Raw genomic sequence first — 18,331 nt, 5'->3', positions numbered from 1 at the left:
TAAGCGGACGCGATGAGAGTAAAGCGGCTGTTGCTTGGTGAGCAGGTCTTTTCCCGAATGCAGACGTAGGACCTTACGGAGTTAGAGTCCCTTTACCTGCTACGCCGTTCTCGAGAATCTCAGCGATCACCGGAGCTTTCCATGCTACGCCAAGATCTGACTCCGCGTTGATTCGACCGGAGTAAACTCCAAGGAGATTGGCAATGGGGCCGTTTGTAAACGCTAGGGACCCGTCTCCCATCACTGTGGGACCGCCCGGCGAGTAAGCAATCACTGGTGAACCAGATTGCCCTTCCCGCGTTCTGGCGTCAATAAGGAAACAGGGTAGGTCATCAAAATCTACATCGAGCTCAGATGCAATAGCGCCTTTCGTCCAAATGGCGAAGACGCCCCCAGCAGTCCGGCCGAATGGAAAGCCGATGATGTTGACGAATTCGGAAACTTGAGTCCGCAATTGCATAGCGCTTGAGTCGAGTTGGTAGGGATGTAGCTCCAGCTCGTCGCCAAGATTCTCTAGCAGAAGGGCTACCACATCCACCCTTCGGCCCCATCGAGGGTGTTCGAGCCAGGCAGCCGTACCATCGCCCTTCAGCAGCTTCTGAGGGATAGACTTCCACTCGATACGGTCTTGCCGTGGGGGCAGCAACATGGGTATGTGAAGCGTGTCCGGTGTCGCGCCTGTCTGGCTTCTCGGTTGTCCGGTGAGCGGGTGACGTCCGCTAGCGACGTGCCAATTCGTAATCAGGTAAGGCTGCTCGTTTTTTCTAACGATGAACCCGGTAGCTGTTCCCAGCTGCTGCCCGTTCACGGTGGCGACCAGAAAGAGTGACTGGACAGATGGTTCCGATAGCATTCTGTGCGTCTCTCTTTCGTTCGAGCGCTAGGTGTCGCAATGCGTTGATGGAGAGTGTCACGTTATTTAATCAGCGGATGTGCGTCTCTTGGGGGGCGAATCGAGGATATTACTCATAGCTGCTACCCCTGAGCATCCCGCCCATCTGGGCGAGTACCAGACGCACTGTGCCACTCGCGTGTCAGAACGGACGGGGGGTAGGGAATCGAGGTTCGCCGAGGTGCGTGCCGCCCCACGTTGCCCAAGGCAGGAAAGTTCCAGGTCACGCCCGTCGTGGCGCAACCTCGCTTCTAAAGCAGTGCTCATCCAGCGCTGCCGCCACCAGCAGTGACGGCAGCGACGGCGCCGAAATCCCCCGTGACACCGCTCTTCCCTCCTATGAGGCGGGACGTCAACATGTACGGCAGTGCTGGGTGCGGTCGGCGATGGCGGGAGTTACAGGCGCAGGTCGCGGTCACGGATGCGCACCACTGTCGCACCACAACCGCACCAGCTCCAGCTCCAGCGGGGAACAGCGGGGAATCACGGCGAAAGGAGCCAAACCCAACGGGCCGCGCCTCGGCCGTTCGCCCAGGTCAGCGCCCGAACCGCCCCCAAATGATCGTAACTTCCCAGGCTGGGAGCGCGCCCACGTGCACCCCAAGCCAAGATCAATGGGCTGCGCATGTATCCGCGGCTAGTTGAGCTCCCGGCGCAGAGTCGGGCTCACCCTACTGAGATGCCCACCTCCCATAGTGGGCTGCCAGCTCAGCAGTCCTCGGTCTTGGAGATGGTTAAGGAATTGCTCGACGACCAAGCGCGGCGCCTCGGCCTGAGCGGCAAGGTCGTGCGTGAGGCTGAAGCTCCCGGGCGGGTTGTTGACCAGCTCCGCCGTGATGCGCTGGTGGATCTCATTGAGGTTGGGTAGAACGGCTTGAATCGAGATTTCGTAACCGAAGGGCGTGAGACTGTACATCACCACTTGATCTTGGCGAAGACGGGCATCAACGTAGTCACCATCCGCAAGCGCGTGCACAGACTCCATGAGTGCTTCGCTGGTTAGCCCTCCCTCGGCTGCACGGCGCGCAACCGCGTGCCAATCCAGCAAGAATTGATCGCTCTCCAGGGCTTGCTGGAGAGAGACGGTGAGCAAGAACGTGTCTGCCCTGGTCAGTCCGCCCACGGTGGCTTCAGTCATGGTGTAGACGGGCGGCGGGCCAACCACTGGACGAGGATCGTGACCGTGCAGCGTAGCGGCGATCTTCTGCGCGACAAACTCGACTTCCTCAGCGCCGCGCCCGGAGTTGATCCATACCAGGTGCTTGAGAGGGGACGGCATGTCCACCTCGTCCAGGCGCACGGGGATCAAGCGTGTCCCCTCCTGGATCCTCCGCACGGTCGCGCTGTCGAGTTCTTCGCGTACCCAGGGCTTGCCCACGGAGAAGCGTGAGACGACCACGATGACCGCATCCGCCTTGTCCAGTCCCTCGTCGAAGAGGCGCCGAACCAGGCTGTCACCCGGCAGGATCTCCCACTTGTCCAGCCACGGCGCGACGCCAAGCTGGGCGAGACGTCGGCCGAGAGGTTCGACGAAGCCGTTCTTGTCCTCGCTCGCGTGAGACAGAAAGGCTGAAGGGGCAGCGAGAGCAGCAGCGTCAGGCATAGGTACCAGCATGGCGGATCCCACGTGCGATCGAAGGCATCCAGTCCGACGCTCACGTGATGTGCCGCTCTTATCCCAAGGCAGAGATCACGCGCGAGGGCCCTGACACGGTGAGGCTTACAGCAAGGGTCCGTCTCACTTTCCGTCTCATTCAGCCCGGTTCACCGACATTCAGCCGAGACCGGGAGCTGATCTCAACCTGGTGGTAAGCCACCCATGAACCCAGGTGAACGGCCCTGTACTTACCTCAACACCCCACCAACACAGTTTGGAAAGCGTGTTGGTGAGACGGATCCGAGTCGGACACAGCGGTGAGAGTGTCAGACCCCGATGACAGTGTGTCCGGCATGGAGACACCCAATGCCCCTGACAGCAGGGATGAGGAGCACGCCGTGATCGCACACTTCCGGCTTGCCAGTGACGGTTTCGGCGATGTCGACCAGCGCAAGCGAATCTACGAAGCTGAGCAGGCCATGGACGCAGCGACCGAGAAGGCAGGCGTCGGGGAGGTCGACGGGAACGAGTTCGGAGGAGGCGAAGCCGTCGTGTACACCTACGGACCCGATGCCGATGCTCTGTTCAAGGTCCTGGAGCCGACTCTGCGCAGTCTGCCGTTCCGGCCTGCGCACGTCCTTCTCAGACGTGGCGACAGCGAGACACGTGTGGATCTGTAGAGGCCCGCCGAGTAACGCGAGGCGTCGGCGAACGCACCACAAGCGCACCAGATATGGCGGGGAGCAGCGGGGAACCACGGTGAAAGCAGCCAAGCCCGACGAGCCCACAGCGCAGGCTTTCGCCCAGGTCAGTGCTCGAACCCGCCCCAAATGACCGCAGCTTCCCAAGCCGAGGGCTCAGGCACTCTGGTCACGGGTTGGCCGTCGGTGCTTGCTCTGGTCGACGGCAAATCCCAATAGCGTGGCTGAGGCCGGTGGGGGTACAGCGAGGCACACGCGCACCTGATCGGCCGGCGCACCCGCCGTCGTGGCCGACTGTCGTCGGCTGAGGTTCGTGCTACTGCCGTGCCATATGCAGAGGTCAGCAGGGTGTGCCTGCAGGGGAGGCCTAGCCGCCGAGCTCACCGGCCCGTAGTGGGCCAATGAACCGCCCGGGTAAACACCGTCGTCCCCTTCACAGGTCGTCAGCCGATCAGCGCCACTTACCGTAACCATGACGCTACGCTTGCCCGTATTGGGGGGGTCCAAGCACGGGGGTGGGAACCATGACCGGCACAACTCCAGGTGGCCAGCCAGGTGGTGGTGACGGGCCTACATCGCAGGCGCCTACACCTTTAGGGTCAGCTTCCGCTGCGGGGGCGAGCGGGACTACGGCGCGGGTTAGCATCACGGTGGCATTGATCGCGGCCACAGCTGCCATTGTCGGCGCAGTCATCACCTCCTCGGGCGGTGGTGATGGAGGGTCACAGGGAGGCGAGCCACCCCCTGTCACACCAGTCACGAGCGATGAGATCTGGTCGGCGTCACCAACAGAACAGGACTCGCCCAGTCCGACCCCGCCAGACTCGCCCGATGCGCCAAAAGAGGACAAGCCCAAGCAGTCAGCTCCCGCCGCGGCGCGTTGGCGTGGACCGGTGACGCTGCCCTTTGCTCTTAACGTGGCCTCATCGGAAGGTATGGAGCTCGACACCGAAAAGCCGGTGCTATCTGGCGTCGATGATGATCTTCGGGGTGACTACCAGGCATCTCCAACAATCATCGTACTCAGTGGTCATGCTGCCGAAGCACCGGGAGATGTAGCAGACTTGGACCGAGCCGATTGTGAGGAGCGACTGCCACCTGGACTCTCCCAAGGGCCTGCCTGGATTGGCGTCTTCCGGGGTAATGGGATGGGCGGAACCTACTGCTTCGCTACGACCGAAGGCGCCTTGGGTGCCTTCTCCATCAAATCCGCCGATCCCATTCTTCCCGAATCAGTCACGCTGAGCGTGGTGCTATGGGACTAACGGTTCGCATCAGTGGACGGCAGCAGTCGGAGCGGGCTCGGATCGAACGGCTAGAGCGGTGCTCAGCTTCCGTGGCCTATTCGTGGACTCGCCCCGCCTGATCTGCCACTTCCCGGGTCGTGACCTGCTGTGTTCTCCCGTTGCCAAGCGGCCTCCGCCGCCGTGCGCGCAGGTTCGAATTCTGCGGGGGCGCCTGAGGACCGATAAAGGCCAAGGCTCGCAGGGGGCTGAAGGGTAGTGCTGGCTGTCTCCGAGTCACCTCGCTCGTGTGCGCGAAGGAAGCTCTCGATCCGCCGGTTCCCGCGTTTCTGGCGGCCGTGCATGTACTTGGCGTACCGAGTGGACGGCACCTCGACGCTGCTGCCCGAGCCGTCACGTCCCAAAGCAGCTCCCGGCCAACGTCGCTCCGTCGATCGCGTGGGCATCTGACCGTTGAATACGGCCAAATCGCGACCTACTGGGATCCGGTCAGATTCGCTCACACTCGGACGCATGGGGGCAATAGAGGATCGTGACTGGCGCATGTGCCATCGCTGCGGGGAGGCAGGCCCCGGCGTGCGCGACCGTGGGCGGATCGACCTCATGGCGAGACTCTGCGAGGTCTGCTGGAACGTCTTCGCCAATGAGATGGCCGAAGCTGACGGGGCCACAGCCGGGCCGAGGGCGGAGTCCGATCCCGATGACATGTCTTGGATCGAGCCGCCAACGTGTAGCGAGTGCGGGGCGGCCATCCGCCTGTACCCGACCAACTACGACCGTTGGGTCAGCCTCGCCACCGTTGAACTCCCCGCCAAGGACGTCCCAGAGCGCTTCCGTTGGCGACTGACGAAGCTCCCGGGCCGATCACGTATCGCCACGGATGTCGTGGCTGTACGGGTCCGTGGAGTCGATCCGCTGCCCAGTGATCCCGTGGTGCCGGCTCACCGCATGATGTGCGTGCCCGACTGGGGTGAGCCGTAGATCGCGGCGCGGGCGGGCAAGAACCCTCACGGGTGGCAGCGTCTGGTCGAGTCTTCGCGTCAGCATCTGGGGCCACCGGCCCGTCGGGCGAACGATCATCGACAGGCTCGGGTGTTCCGGACGGCTGAGGCCGGTCGCTGAGGGTGACGGCGGCGGTCAGGGCCGAGGCAGAGGCAGAGGCTGCTCGGTCCAGATGGTCTTGCCGTCGGGGGTGTAGCGGGTGCCCCAGCGTTCGGTGAGCTGGGCCACGAGGAAGAGGCCGCGGCCGTCCTCGTCCTCGGTGCGGGCGCGGCGGAGGCGGGGTGATGTGCCGCTGCCGTCGTAGACCTCGCAGATCAGGGCGCGGTCGCGGAGGAGGCGGAGCTGGACCGGGCCGGTGGCGTGGCGGATGGCGTTGGTGACGAGTTCGCTGGCCACCAGCTCGGTGGTGAAGGCCAGTTCGTCCAGGCCCCAGGCGGCCAGTTGCCCGGTGACGGCCACGCGGGCGCGGGAGACGACCGCCGGGTCGCTCGGCAGCTCGAACTGGGCGACGCGTTCCGGGCCCAGGGCGTGCGTACGGGCGACGAGGAGAGCCACGTCGTCGCTCGGCCGGGCCGGGAGCAGGGCGTCGAGGACCGCCTCGCAGGTGTCCTCGGGGGTGCGGTCGGCCCGGGCCAGGACGGTACGGAGTTGGTCCAGGCCGGTGTCGATGTCCCGGTGCCGGTCCTCGACCAGGCCGTCCGTGTAGAGGATCAGCTGGCTGCCCTCGGCCAGTTCGAGTTCGGCGGTCTCGAAGGGCATGCCGCCGAGGCCCAGTGGCGGTCCCGAGGGCAGATCGACGAAGTCCACCATTCCGTCCGGGCCTACGACGGCGGGCAGCGGGTGCCCGGCGCGGGCGAGGGTGCAGCGCCGTGACACCGGGTCGTAGACGGCGTACAGGCAGGTCGCGCCGATGATGCCGGAGTCCTGGTGGGTGTTCTCCACCGCCCAGCCCTCGCCCCGGTCGAGGCGGCCGACCAGGTCGTCGAGGTGGGTGAGCAGCTCGTCCGGGGGCAGGTCGAGCGCGCAGAAGTTGTGTACGGCGGTGCGCAGCCGGCCCATGGTCGCGGCGGCGTGCAGACCATGGCCCACGACATCGCCGACGACCAGCGCGACCCGGGCGCCGGAGAGCGGGATGACGTCGAACCAGTCGCCGCCGACGCCCGCCTGCGCGGGGAGGTAGCGGTAGGCGACCTCGACCGCGCTCTGCTCGGACCGGCCGCGCGGCAGCAGGCTGCGTTGCAGGGCGAGGGCGGTGTTGTGCTCTCGGGTGTAGCGGCGGGCGTTGTCGATGCAGATGGCCGCGCGGCCGACCAGTTCCTGGGCCAACGAGAGGTCGTCGTCCTCGAACGGGGCGGGCTGCTCGGAGCGGTAGAAACTGACGACGCCGAGGGTCGCGCCGCGCGCCCGCAGCGGCACCGTGATCAGGGAGTGGATGCCCGCCGCGAGGGCCTGTTCGAGCCGGGCCGGGTCCTGGGCGAGCCAGCCGCCCGCCTCGGCCAGCACCGGTTCGAGCACCGACCGCCCGGTCTCCCAGCTGCGGGCCTGCGGTGTGGAGGGGACGTACCGCACCGGGTCCCCCACCTCGTACAGATGCGACTCCTCGTGTACGGCGCACAGCGCGACCCGGCGCAGCGACATACCCGCGCCGAGCGGTTCCGGTTCGTCGCCCAGCAGGACCGAGTCCGGCAGATCCACCGCCGCGAAGTCGGCGAACCTCGGGACGGTCACCTCCGCGAGTTCCTCGGCGGTACGGGTGACGTCCAGGGTCGTGCCGATGCGGACTCCGGCGTCGTGCAGCAGTTCCAGGCGGCGGCGGGCGAGTACGGCGAGGCGACCGACGCCGGGTTCGCCGATGAGGAGGAGCCAGGCGTCGGCGGCGGAGTCGGGGGGTGGGGCGGGAGCGGCGGCACCGTCGGTTCTGTCGGTTCTGTCGGTGCCGTCTGTTCCGTCGGTGCCGTCGGTTCCGTACGGGATGGGCCGGAGTAGTGGGGGGTGCGTCGGTGGGTGCGGGGATGGGGGTACGAGGGTGCGGAGGACGACGGTCGGGGGTGGGGTGGTGGTGAAGGGGGCGGGGGAGGCGGCTGTCGGAGTCGTCGGCGGTTGCCCTGCCGGTGTCACGGGCGGCGGTGGAGTCAGTGGTGTGGACGGCGTTGTCGGTTCCACGTGGCGCAGGTGGGGGCCGCCCAGGACGCGGGCCTCGACGACGACGCCGGTCTCGCCCGCCGCGCCCATGATCGGGCGGCGCAGGAGGGTGGCGACGCGGCCGTCGGAGAGGGTGACCTCGTCGAGGGTGCGGTGGGGTGAGGCGATGAGTTCCTCGGCCTTCTCGCGGAGGACGGCCAGGTCGACACGGCCGAGGGTCTCGCCGTACTGACCGTCGTGGCCATGCGCCCAGGGCGGGTGCTCGGGCTGGCTGGGCCAGTTGTCGGCGCCGGCCGCGGCTCGGCGGTACGCGGCGAGCAGTGCCCGTTCCCGTTCCGTGGCCTGTTCCAGGAGCCCGGCCTCGATGTCGTGGGCGGCCTCGCGGACGAGCCGCAGCATGGTGGGGTCGCCGTCGTCGCGCAGGCAGGTGAGGTCGAGGACGGCCTCGACACGGCCGCTCAGCGGGTTGCGGACGGGGGCGCCGGCGCAGGCGAAGGGGGACAGGCAGTCGGCGAAGTGTTCGCGGCCGAGGACGTAGACGGGCTGGCGCTCGGTGAGGGCGGTGCCGACGCCGTTGGTGCCCGCGGCCGCCTCGGAGGCGCAGAAGCCGGGGGCGAAGTTCACCTCGTCGAGGCGGGCGAGGAGCTCCCGGTCGCCGCCGTGCCGCTGGACCATGCGGGCCTGGCTGTCGCAGAGCACGACGGTCATGCTCACCTTGGCGAGGGAGGCGGTGAGCTGTCTGAGCACCGGGTCGGCGGCGCGCAGGAAGGGGTCCTCCATGGCGAGGTCGGGCGCGTAGGGGATCAGCAGCCGGTGCGGTTCGAGCCCTGCGGAACGGCACCGCTTCCAGGAGTCGAGCACCGGATCCCGGACATCGGAGTCGACACGCGCACCCGCGAGGAAGCGCTCATGGGCATCGACGAGACCGCCGATGTCGTCCCAGGCGACGGACAACGGGATCACTTCCCTCGCCTGGAGACGGCTCCGTCACACACCGCCACCCGACGCGCCCCCGGGGTCGCCTACCAGGCGCTACAACCCTAGACCCCGTGTGACGCACATCACAACAGTGGGGGGGGAGGGCGCGTACGGCACGGAAGGGGGGCGCTGGGCGGGGGAGGCGTAGAGCAAGGCCGTGGGCGGGCGGCTCTGCGCTGGAGGGTGGAGCGGGGAGCCGCCGGGCGCCGGAGGTGGGGTGAGCGTGGCTTGGTAAGAGCGTGAGCCCGGCGGGGCGGCCACCCCCGGCGGGCGGAGCGGTACGGGTGTCGGCGGGCGCAGGGCTGAGAAGCGCGCGGCGGAGGAGCGGGAGGCGCGCATGGCGGAGGAGCGGGAAGCGCGCGTTACGGAGGAGCGGGAAGGGCGTGTGAGGGAGGGGCGTGGGCGTCGTCAGCCTCTCGGGGGGTCTGATCGTGTCGGCGTACCGGGAGCCGGTGGCCGCGGCTGCGGGTGTCCGTCGAAATCCGGCGGCCGGAACCGGGGCGGGCGTGGGTGGAGTGTCGGCGAGGCCTGTGTGCGGGGCGGTTGGGGGGGGTGAGTTGTGTCTCATGTGGGGTGGTGGGGGTCGGTCGGCCGGCGGAGGCTGAGCCGCTGTTCGGGAGCGGTGTCGTCGTTCTCGCGGTGGCAGGAGTTCGGTTGGTGCATACCGGGGAGTCATTTGGGGTGGGAACGGTCCTGGGGTTCCCTTCGTTCTTGACTTGCCCTGCCTCCGTCGGTGCGGTCCCCCGCCGTACCGACGCGACGCGGAAGGACGACGTGCCCTTTGTTCCCGCTCCCGCTCGACGCGCCGCCCCCCTCGCGGCCCACCCCGTCCCCGGTCCCCGACCCCATCACCCTGATACCCAGCCCGGCCCTCGCCCCGGACCTCACCCACGTCCCGGCCCAGGCCTCGGTGCCCGACCTCGGCGCGGCGATCCCTGATTCGGCCCGCGACCTCACGCTCACCCCTGTCCCGGGCTCGACACCGCTCCCCGGCCTCGGCGCGGTACGCGATCCGGCCCTCGGCGTCACCCCGGTTCCGGGTCCGGCCCCGGACCTCGGTCTCACCGCGGTCTCCGAGCCGACTCCCGACCTCATCCCGAGCCCGGCCCCTGCTCCCACCGCCGTCTGTGATCCGCTTCCCGGCCAAGCGCCGGGCCCTCGCCCGACCCGCTTCCCGGGCTTTCTCCCCGCCGGGCTCCAGCGGTTCCTCCCCGCCCGCTCCCCCGTCACCGCCCGCCGGCTCCGGCTCGCTCTCACCCTGCTGCCGTTGGTGCTGCTCGCGGTGTGGGCGACGGTCGACTGGCGGACGGTCCACGGCGGCGCCGTGCGCCTCGCGTCGGCCGACCCCCGGTGGCTGCTGGCCGGTGCCTTCTTCACGGCCCTGTGCTCGGTGGCCTCCGCGTGCGTACGACAGGGGGCGGTGCCGGAGCGGCTGCCGCCGGGGCAGTTGCTGGCGACGCAGTTCGCCGCCGGGGCCGCGGGTCACGCGCTGCCGGGCAACATCGGGGCGCACGCGGTCGTCCTGCGCTTCCTGCGCCGCCGTGGCATACCCCTCGCCCGGGCCACCTCTTCGCTCGCCCTGTATTCAGCGGTCAAACCGGTGGCCAAGACCCTGGTGATCCTCGCCTTCATCGTCGCCTTCCCGGGCACGCTCCGCCTGGCCGAACTCCTCCCCGAGGGCGACACGCTCGCCCTGGTCGGCGCGATCACCGCCGTCAGTCTCGCCGCCGTGGTCACCCTGATCACGACCGTACGACCGTTGCGGCGCCCCCTCATGGGAGGGCTGCGCACCGCCCTCAACGACACGCGGCTCGTGCACAGCCGTCCCGTACGCGCGCTCGCCCTGTGGGGCGGGGCCGCCGCCTTCCCCCTGTGCCAGGGGGCCGTCCTCGCCTCGGTCGGGTCGTCGCTCGGGCTGCCGGTGTCCTGGCCGCAGATGCTCTTCGCCTACCTCGTCGCCAGCACGGCGGCCGGTGCCGTGCCGGCGCCGGGCGGCCTCGGTCCCATGGACGCGGCGCTCGTCTTCACCCTCGTCGCCTTCGGCGCGCCGGCGACCCTCGCCACCACGACCGTCATCGGCTACCGCGTCCTCACCGTCTGGCTTCCCCTGCTCCCGGGCACGCTCGTCCTCTCGGCGCTGGTGCGCGCGAAGGTGCTTTGAGGGGCCGAGGGGTGGGCCGGTGGGTGGGCGTGGCTGGCCTTGGCGGGCGGCTGGGTGCCCCGGCGCCGTAGGGCGTAGGGGCATAGGGCCGTGATGCCGTCGTGCCGTCGTGCCGTCGTGCCGTGATGCCGTGATGCCGTGATGGCGTCGTGCCGTGTTCCGTCGTGCCGTGTTCCGTCGTGGCGTGTTTCCGTCGTGCCGTCATGCCGTGTTTCCGTACTCGGACCCCGCTTTCGGTGTCGTCACGGGCAGGTGGGGTGCAGCGGACAGTTGAAGCGGGAACCATCTCTGGGTCAGGCAGAGTCGGACGGCGCTGGACGGACTGGGGGATGGTTCATGTCGTACTCGGCGGGGCGGCGGGTTGTGGTGACGGGGCTCGGGGCTGTTACGCCGCTCGGGGTGGGGGTGGGCGAGTTGTGGCAGGGCTTGCTGGAAGGGCGTTGCGGGATACGGGAGTTGGAGGGGGAGGAGTTCGCGGAGTTACCCGTGCGGGTCGCGGGGACGGTGCCCGTGGATCCCGCCGGCCTGCTTCCCCGGCCCCGGGCCCGGCGCATGAACCGGGCCGCGCGCTTCGCCGTGCTGGCCGCGCGGGAGGCGTGGCGGGACGGGGGTTTCGATCCCGCCGGTACGGCGGAGAGCGGGCTCGATCCGGAGCGGGTCGGGGTGTCCGCCGGGGCGATCCTCGGTGACGCGTCGGTCCTCGTGGCCGGCGACCGGCAGCTACGGGACCGGGGGCCGCGGAGTGTCTCCCCGCTCACGACGCCGATGTGTGTGCCCTCGCAGGCGGCGTCGCAGATCTCCCTCGACCTCGGTATCACCGGGGAGGCTCGGACGGTGACCAGTGCGTGTGCCTCCGGCACCGAGGCGATCGGGCAGGCGGTCGACCGTATCCGGTACGGCCGGGTGGATGTGGCCGTCGCGGGCGGGGCGGAGGCGGTGGTGACGCCGGCGATCATGGCGTCGTTCGCGGCGATGCGGGCGTTGTCGCGGCACGGGCTGAACGGCGGCGGGGAGAGCCCTTCGCGTCCGTTCGCCAAGGACCGGGACGGGTTCGTGAACGGTGAGGGGGCGGGGTTTCTGCTGCTGGAGGCGGAGGATCACGCGAGGGCCCGGGGCGCGCGGATCTACTGCGAGGCCGCGGGCTGGGGACTGTCCGCCGACGCGCATCACATGGCGGCGCCGGACCCGTCGGGGGCGGGGGTGGCGCTCGCGCTGCGCCGGGCGTTGCAGGACGCGGCGGCGTCCCCCGCCGATGTCGTGCACGTCAACGCGCACGCCACCGCCACGATCGACGGTGACCTCGCCGAGGCGAACGCGCTCGCCGCCGTGCTGTTGGGGCGCCGGGTTCCCGTCACGGCGCTCAAGGGCAGTCTCGGGCACCTTCAGGGGGCCGCCGGTGCCGTGGAGGCGCTCGTCACCGCCCTCACGCTCCACCACGGGCTCATCCCCCCGACCATCGGTTGCGCCGACCAGGATCACGCCATCACCCTCGACCTCGTCACCACCGTCCCCCGCGCCCTCCCCGCCGACGGCAACCTCGCCCTCACCAACTCCTTCGGCTTCGGCGGCCACAACGCCGTCCTCGCGCTCCGCCGCGCGGCATAGGCCGACACCGCCACCACGCCCGGTTCGGCGCCGCCGCCCACCGCCGTCGTGGCTGATCACCGTTCCGTCGCGGCGGGGAGGAGGTCGCGGTGGGGAGGAGGTCGCCGTGGGGAGGAGGTCGCCGTGGGGACGAGTTGGCCGGTGGCTGAGGGAGAGGCCTCTTCCCGTCCGCCGCGACGGCGGGCAGCCACCGCGACCGGGGTCGGCGTTGTCATCCGGCGGTCAAGCGGCGGTCAAGCGGAGCTTTTGCGTGAGGTTGCCTTCTTTGCCGGTGTCTTCTTCGCGGTGGTTTTTGTCGCCGCGGTCTTTGTCCCCGTGGTTCTCGTTGTTGTGGTCTTCTTCGCTGTTGATTTCTTCGCGGCGGATTTCTTTGCGGGCTGGTTCGATTTGGCTGTCGACTTCTTCGGGGAGGCGGCTTCCTTTTTCGTCGTGGTGGTGGACTTCTTGCCTGTGGGCTGTTTAGGGGTGGCACGGGACGGGAGGGGGGTGATGTCGGCGACGTCCTCGCCGCGGGACTCCTTGGCTTCGCGGACGCTCTTCTCCAGCGCGGCCATGAGGTCGAGGACCTTGCCGCCCGCGGCCGGAGCGGGCGCGGCGGGGGGCTCCTCGCCGGAGGCCTTCGCTGCGATCAGGTCCTCCACGGCCTCGCGGTAGTCGTCGTGGAGGGATTCGAGGTCGACCTCGCCGAGCGTGTCCATGAGGGCGTCCGCGAGGTCGAGTTCCTTGTCGCGGACGGTGACGCTCGCATCGGGGGCCACCCCCTCGGTCGTACGGATCTCGTCGGGCCAGAGGAGCCCGTGCATGGCGAGGACGTCGTCCACCACCCGGAGCATGCCCAGCCGTTCGCGTCCCCGGAGCGCGAACTTGCAGATGGCGACCTTTCCGCTGCGCTTGAGCGCCTCGCGGAGGAGGGTGTACGGCTTGGCGGCGGGGACACCGTTCGCCGCGAGGTAGTACGCGGCGTCCACCTGGAGCGGGTCGACGCTCTCGGCCGGTACGAAGCCCTCGATCTCGATCGTCTTGGCGGTCGGGATCGGCAGCGACGCGAGATCCTCGTCCGTGATCGGGATCATCGTGCCGTCCGCGTCCTCGTACGCCTTGCCGATCTCCCCCTGCGTCACCTCGCGGTCCTCCAGCTCGCAGACCTTGCGGTAGCGGATGCGACCGCCGTCCTCCAGATGGACCTGGCGGAAGGCGACGGAGTGGCTCTCGGTCGCGTTCACCAGCTTGATCGGGATGCTGACCAGGCCGAACGAGATGGCGCCGTTCCAGATGGATCGCACGAGCAGCACGCACCTTTCGGTTCGGTGCCCCGGCTCGGTGAGGACCCCGGTTCCGTGACCCACCGCCGTAGGGCTTGTTCTCCCCGCCCCCGACCACCCCTCCGGGCTCCCCACACCGTAACTCCGACCGATCACGCCTGCCCGTCGACCACCCAACGCCCCATACGACCTGTATGACCCGCATAGCCTGTATGACCCGTACGACGCCCCCACTCTCCGGACCGGTCAGGATTCGAGAAGCGCCGGCGGCCTGGCCGCGCCTAGCGTGAAAGCCATGGCCCAGGCGAGGGCCGGACCGTACGGTCCGCCGCGCGGCCCGGCCGGGCCCCGGAGGGGCGCACCACGTAGCGCCGATCAGGTGAACACAGCACCTTCGGCATGACCCCACAGAAGACGCACAACCGCACGTACTGTTCCCACTGTTCCCCCCCTGTTCCCCTGCTCCCAGCAGATCGGATCCAGTCAGGCGACCCCGGCGGTGACCGCGGACGCGGCCCGCCCGACAGATGGAGAAACGATGACCAAGGCCACGAGGGCGGAGACGCAGTCTCCCGGGCCGTATGCCGCCGACAGTCATGATCTGATCCGTGTGCACGGGGCGCGGGAGAACAATCTCAAGGACGTCAGCATCGAGATCCCGAAGCGCCGGCTGACGGTGTTCACCGGGGTCTCCGGTTCGGGCAAGAGCTCGCTGGTGTTCGACACGATCGCCGCCGAGTCGCAGCGGCTGATCAACGAGACGTACAGCGCCTTCGTGCAGGGTTTCATGCCGAACCTGGCCCGGCCCGAGGTCGACGTACTCGACGGGCTGACCACCGCGATCACCGTCGACCAGCAGCGGATGGGCGGCGATCCCCGCTCCACGGTCGGCACCGCCACCGACGCCAACGCGATGCTGCGCATCCTCTTCAGCAGACTCGGCGAGCCGCACATCGGCCCGCCGAGCGCGTACTCGTTCAACACCGCCTCGGTGCGGGCGAGCGGGGCGATCACCGTCGAGCGAGGCGCCAAGACCAAGGCCCAGAAGGCGACCTTCGAGCGCACCGGCGGTATGTGCAACCGCTGCGAGGGCCGGGGCAACGTCTCCGACATCGATCTCACCCAGCTCTACGACGACTCCAAGTCACTGTCGGAGGGCGCGTTCACCATCCCCGGCTGGAAGTCGGACAGCCAGTGGACCGTGCAGCTCTACGCCCAGTCGGGCTTCGTCGACCCGGACAAGCCGATCCGCCAGTACACCGAGAAGGAGATGCGGGCCTTCCTCTACGGGGAGCCGGTCAAGATCAAGGTCAACGGCATCAACCTCACCTACGAGGGGCTGATCCCCAAGATCCAGAAGTCGTTCCTGTCCAAGGACAAGGCGTCGATGCAGCCCCACATCCGGGCCTTCGTGGAACGGGCGGTCACCTTCACCACCTGCCCCGAGTGCGACGGCACCCGGCTCAGCGAGGGGGCCAGGTCCTCGAAGATCGGGAAGATCAGCATCGCCGACGCCTGCGCGATGGAGATCCGCGACCTGGCCGAATGGGTCCGCGGCCTCGAGGAGCCGTCGGTGGCGCCGCTGCTGACCGCGCTGCGGCACACCCTCGACTCCTTCACGGAGATCGGCCTCGGCTATCTGTCCCTCGACCGGCCCGCGGGCACCCTGTCCGGCGGTGAGGCGCAGCGCGTCAAGATGATCCGTCACCTCGGCTCGTCGCTCACCGATGTCACGTACGTCTTCGACGAACCCACCATCGGCCTGCACCCCCATGACATCCAGCGCATGAACGACCTGCTGCTGCGGCTGCGCGACAAGGGCAACACGGTGCTCGTCGTGGAGCACAAGCCCGAGGTCATCGCGATCGCCGACCACGTCGTCGACCTCGGCCCCGGCGCCGGTACGGCGGGCGGCACCGTCTGCTACGAGGGCACCGTCGAGGGCCTGCGGTCCGGCGGCACCATCACCGGGCGCCATCTCGACGACCGGGCCGCCCTGAAGGAGTCGGTGCGCAGGTCCACCGGCACGCTGGAGATCCGCGGCGCGGCCCGGCACAACCTGCGGGACGTCGACGTCGACATCCCGCTCGGCGTGCTCTGTGTGATCACCGGTGTCGCCGGCTCCGGCAAGAGCTCGCTCATCCACGGCTCGGTCCCGGCCGCGGCGGGCGTGGTGTCGGTGGACCAGACGCCGATCCGCGGCTCGCGGCGCAGCAACCCGGCGACGTACACCGGGCTGCTCGACCCGATCCGCAAGGCGTTCGCCAAGGTCAACGGCGTGAAGCCGGCGCTGTTCAGCGCCAACTCCGAGGGTGCCTGCCCCACCTGCAACGGCGCCGGCGTCATCTACACGGACCTGGCGATGATGGCCGGCGTGGCCACCACCTGCGAGGACTGCGAGGGGAAGCGGTTCCAGCCCTCGGTTCTGGAGTACCACCTCGGCGGCCGTGACATCAGCGAGGTGCTGGCGATGTCGGTGACGGAGGCCGAGGAGTTCTTCGCCTCGGGCGAGGCGGCCACGCCGGCCGCGCACCGGGTCCTCGACCGGCTCGCCGACGTCGGGCTCGGCTACCTCAGCCTCGGCCAGCCGCTCACCACGCTCTCCGGCGGCGAGCGGCAGCGGCTCAAGCTGGCGACCCACATGGGCGACAAGGGCGGGGTCTACGTACTCGACGAGCCGACCACCGGCCTCCACCTCGCCGACGTGGAGCAGTTGCTCGGCCTGCTGGACCGGCTTGTCGACGCCGGCAAGTCGGTGATCGTCATCGAGCACCACCAGGCGGTCATGGCGCACGCCGACTGGATCGTCGACCTCGGCCCCGGCGCCGGCCACGACGGCGGCCGGGTCGTCTTCGAGGGCACCCCGGCCGACCTCGTCGCCGGGCGCTCCACCCTCACGGGCGAGCACCTGGCCGCGTACGTCGGGGCCTGACCCACCGGGGGATATTTGCCCGCTTTCGCATGAAATCATGGGATTCTCCTCCCATGACACCGATCACCGAGGTGGAGGGCCGCAGGGTCGCCCTGTCCAATCTGGAGAAGGTCCTCCACCCGGCGACGGGCTTCACCAAGGGCGAGCTGCTCCACTACTACGCCACGACCGCGGAGGCCCTGCTGCCGCATCTGCGCGACCGCCCGGTCTCCTTCCTCCGCTACCCGGACGGGCCGGGCGGCCAGGTCTTCTTCACCAAGAACGTGCCGCCGGGCACGCCCGACTGGGTCACGACCGCCGAGGTACGGCGGATGGAGGGCCCGGCGCGGATGGTGCTGGTCCAGGACCTGCCGAGCCTGATGTGGGCCTCCAACCTGGTCGCCGAGTTCCACACGCCGCAGTGGACCGTCCGCGTCTCCGACGAGGCCGACCGGCTGGTCTTCGACCTGGACCCGGGAGCGCCCGCGACGGTTGTCGAGTGCTGCGAGGTCGCCTGCTGGCTGCGGGAGCGGCTCGCGGCGGACGGGATCTGGGCGTACGCGAAGACGTCCGGGTCGAAGGGGCTGCATCTGCTGGCGGCGGTGCGCGGGGCGTCTTCCGAACAGGTGACGGAGTACGCCAAGGAACTCGCCGTCGAGGCCGAGAAGGCCCTGCCCCGCCAGGTCGTCCACCGGATGACCCGCAGCCTGCGCCCCGGCAAGGTCTTCGTCGACTGGAGCCAGAACGCCGCCCGCAAGACCACGGCCACGCCCTACACCCTGCGCGCCCGCCCCGAGCCCACCGTCTCCACGCCGGTCACCTGGACCGAGGTCGAGGAGTGCGCCTCCCCCGGCCACCTGGTGTTCCGTGCCCAGGACATCGCCCCCCGCCTCCAGGACCACGGGGATCTGCTGGCGCCGCTCCTCGACGTGGACACCGCCCGGCCGCTGCCATAAGGCCCCGTCGGGAATCGGTCGGCCACCACCCGAGTCCAGGAATCGGTCGGCCTACACCCGAGTCCACGTCCGCCGGTCCCGTGCCATCGCGTGCAGCCCCTCCACGTCCGCCGGCTTCAGCACTCCGCCCGCGTGGGCGAGTTCCGACAGGTCCGTGTCCCGCAGGACGCGGGCCTCCCGCAGGGGAGTGGTGACGGCGAGGCCGGACGGTTCGGCGAGGGCGAGGACGGGGTGGACCTCGGCGGTGAGGGCGTAGGACGCGCGGTCGGCGTCGGCGCGGAGCCCGCGCAGCAGCGCGCGCGGCTCGTGGCGGCCGACGGCGACCATGGGGTCGGCGACGACGACGCGCTGCCTGCGGGCGTAGAGGGACCGGACGCAGAACAGGCCCCCGGGGCCGATGACGAGGTGGTGGATGCGGTCGCCGCCGGGCAGTGGCACGGAGTGCAGGGTGTGCCAGCCGGCGCCCTCCAGCCGGTCGAGCGCGTCGCCGACCGTCTGCTCGGCGGCCAGGGCGCGGCGGCGCGGGTCGGGGCGCAGCCGGCGCGGTGGGCCGGGGGCTCGGTCGAGGGCGATCAGGAGGGCCTCGCCGGGGCGGTTGGGGGCCAGGTCGTCGTCCGGGTGGAGGCTCAGCCGGGCCAGCTCGGCGGGGGTCGGCACGGGCGGCGGGCCCACCGTGACCTGGCCCGTGATGAAGGGGCCGAGGACGGCCAGCACGTCCTCTCTCCGCTCCTCGCTGAGGAGATTCACCCGGCCCGCCTCACGGTCGTACCAGGCGATGTTCCTGCCGTCGGTCCGGCACACGTACAGGCGCTCCTGTCCGTGCCGCCGGGTCGGTATGACGCGCAGTCCGCTCATGCACCATCACCCCACGACCATGGGA

The 18,331-nt window shown here is 69.4% G+C and carries 11 protein-coding genes; 6 read left to right on the top strand and 5 right to left on the bottom strand.

Annotated elements, in window-relative coordinates; genetic code table 11:
- Positions 1-73 precede the first annotated feature (73 nt).
- On the bottom strand, positions 74-853 hold the full coding sequence (locus JIX55_RS51560; RefSeq protein ID WP_443046593.1) for a trypsin-like peptidase domain-containing protein: 780 nt from the start codon (positions 851-853) through the stop codon (positions 74-76).
- Positions 854-1,529: 676 nt separating this feature from the next.
- Complete coding sequence (locus JIX55_RS34255; RefSeq protein WP_257567098.1) at positions 1,530-2,495, bottom strand: toll/interleukin-1 receptor domain-containing protein; 966 nt, start codon at positions 2,493-2,495, stop codon at positions 1,530-1,532.
- A gap of 392 nt (positions 2,496-2,887) precedes the next feature.
- Here JIX55_RS34255 and JIX55_RS34250 point away from each other — a divergent pair, with 392 nt between their 5' ends.
- On the top strand, positions 2,888-3,169 hold the full coding sequence (locus JIX55_RS34250; protein WP_257567097.1) for a hypothetical protein: 282 nt from the start codon (positions 2,888-2,890) through the stop codon (positions 3,167-3,169).
- A gap of 1,778 nt (positions 3,170-4,947) precedes the next feature.
- A complete protein-coding gene (locus tag JIX55_RS50985; protein ID WP_306820059.1) occupies positions 4,948-5,415 on the top strand; it encodes a DUF6083 domain-containing protein in 468 nt (155 codons plus the stop codon).
- 156 nt (positions 5,416-5,571) lie between these two features.
- On the opposite strand, the gene JIX55_RS34240 is transcribed toward JIX55_RS50985, so the two are convergent.
- On the bottom strand, positions 5,572-8,541 hold the full coding sequence (locus tag JIX55_RS34240; RefSeq protein WP_257567096.1) for a SpoIIE family protein phosphatase: 2,970 nt from the start codon (positions 8,539-8,541) through the stop codon (positions 5,572-5,574).
- A 1,108-nt stretch (positions 8,542-9,649) separates the two neighbouring features.
- On the opposite strand from JIX55_RS34240, the gene JIX55_RS34235 reads away from it, so the two are divergent.
- Both JIX55_RS34235 and JIX55_RS34230 read left to right on the top strand, forming a co-directional pair.
- A complete protein-coding gene (locus tag JIX55_RS34235; RefSeq protein WP_257569580.1) occupies positions 9,650-10,717 on the top strand; it encodes a lysylphosphatidylglycerol synthase transmembrane domain-containing protein in 1,068 nt (355 codons plus the stop codon).
- Positions 10,718-11,053: 336 nt separating this feature from the next.
- Positions 11,054-12,322 (top strand): beta-ketoacyl-[acyl-carrier-protein] synthase family protein, encoded by a 1,269-nt coding sequence (locus JIX55_RS34230; RefSeq protein ID WP_257567095.1) that lies wholly within the window; start codon positions 11,054-11,056, stop codon positions 12,320-12,322.
- A gap of 233 nt (positions 12,323-12,555) precedes the next feature.
- On the opposite strand, the gene ku is transcribed toward JIX55_RS34230, so the two are convergent.
- Positions 12,556-13,605 carry a non-homologous end joining protein Ku gene (gene ku / locus JIX55_RS34225; RefSeq protein WP_443046592.1) on the bottom strand — a complete coding sequence of 350 codons (1,050 nt, stop codon included), beginning with the start codon at positions 13,603-13,605 and terminating at the stop codon, positions 12,556-12,558.
- Positions 13,606-14,122: 517 nt separating this feature from the next.
- On the opposite strand from ku, the gene JIX55_RS34220 reads away from it, so the two are divergent.
- Positions 14,123-16,516 carry an excinuclease ABC subunit UvrA gene (locus JIX55_RS34220; RefSeq protein ID WP_257567093.1) on the top strand — a complete coding sequence of 798 codons (2,394 nt, stop codon included), beginning with the start codon at positions 14,123-14,125 and terminating at the stop codon, positions 16,514-16,516.
- A 53-nt stretch (positions 16,517-16,569) separates the two neighbouring features.
- Positions 16,570-17,451 carry a non-homologous end-joining DNA ligase gene (gene ligD, locus JIX55_RS34215; RefSeq protein WP_257567092.1) on the top strand — a complete coding sequence of 294 codons (882 nt, stop codon included), beginning with the start codon at positions 16,570-16,572 and terminating at the stop codon, positions 17,449-17,451.
- A 51-nt stretch (positions 17,452-17,502) separates the two neighbouring features.
- On the opposite strand, the gene JIX55_RS34210 is transcribed toward ligD, so the two are convergent.
- A complete protein-coding gene (locus tag JIX55_RS34210) occupies positions 17,503-18,306 on the bottom strand; it encodes a nuclease-related domain-containing protein (RefSeq protein WP_257567091.1) in 804 nt (267 codons plus the stop codon).
- Positions 18,307-18,331: the final 25 nt, after the last annotated feature.

The sequence above is a fragment of the Streptomyces sp. DSM 40750 genome (assembly GCF_024612035.1).
Taxonomy (GTDB): domain Bacteria; phylum Actinomycetota; class Actinomycetes; order Streptomycetales; family Streptomycetaceae; genus Streptomyces.
Note: the sequence above shows the minus strand (reverse complement) of the source record. Positions and strands in the feature narration are given on the sequence as shown.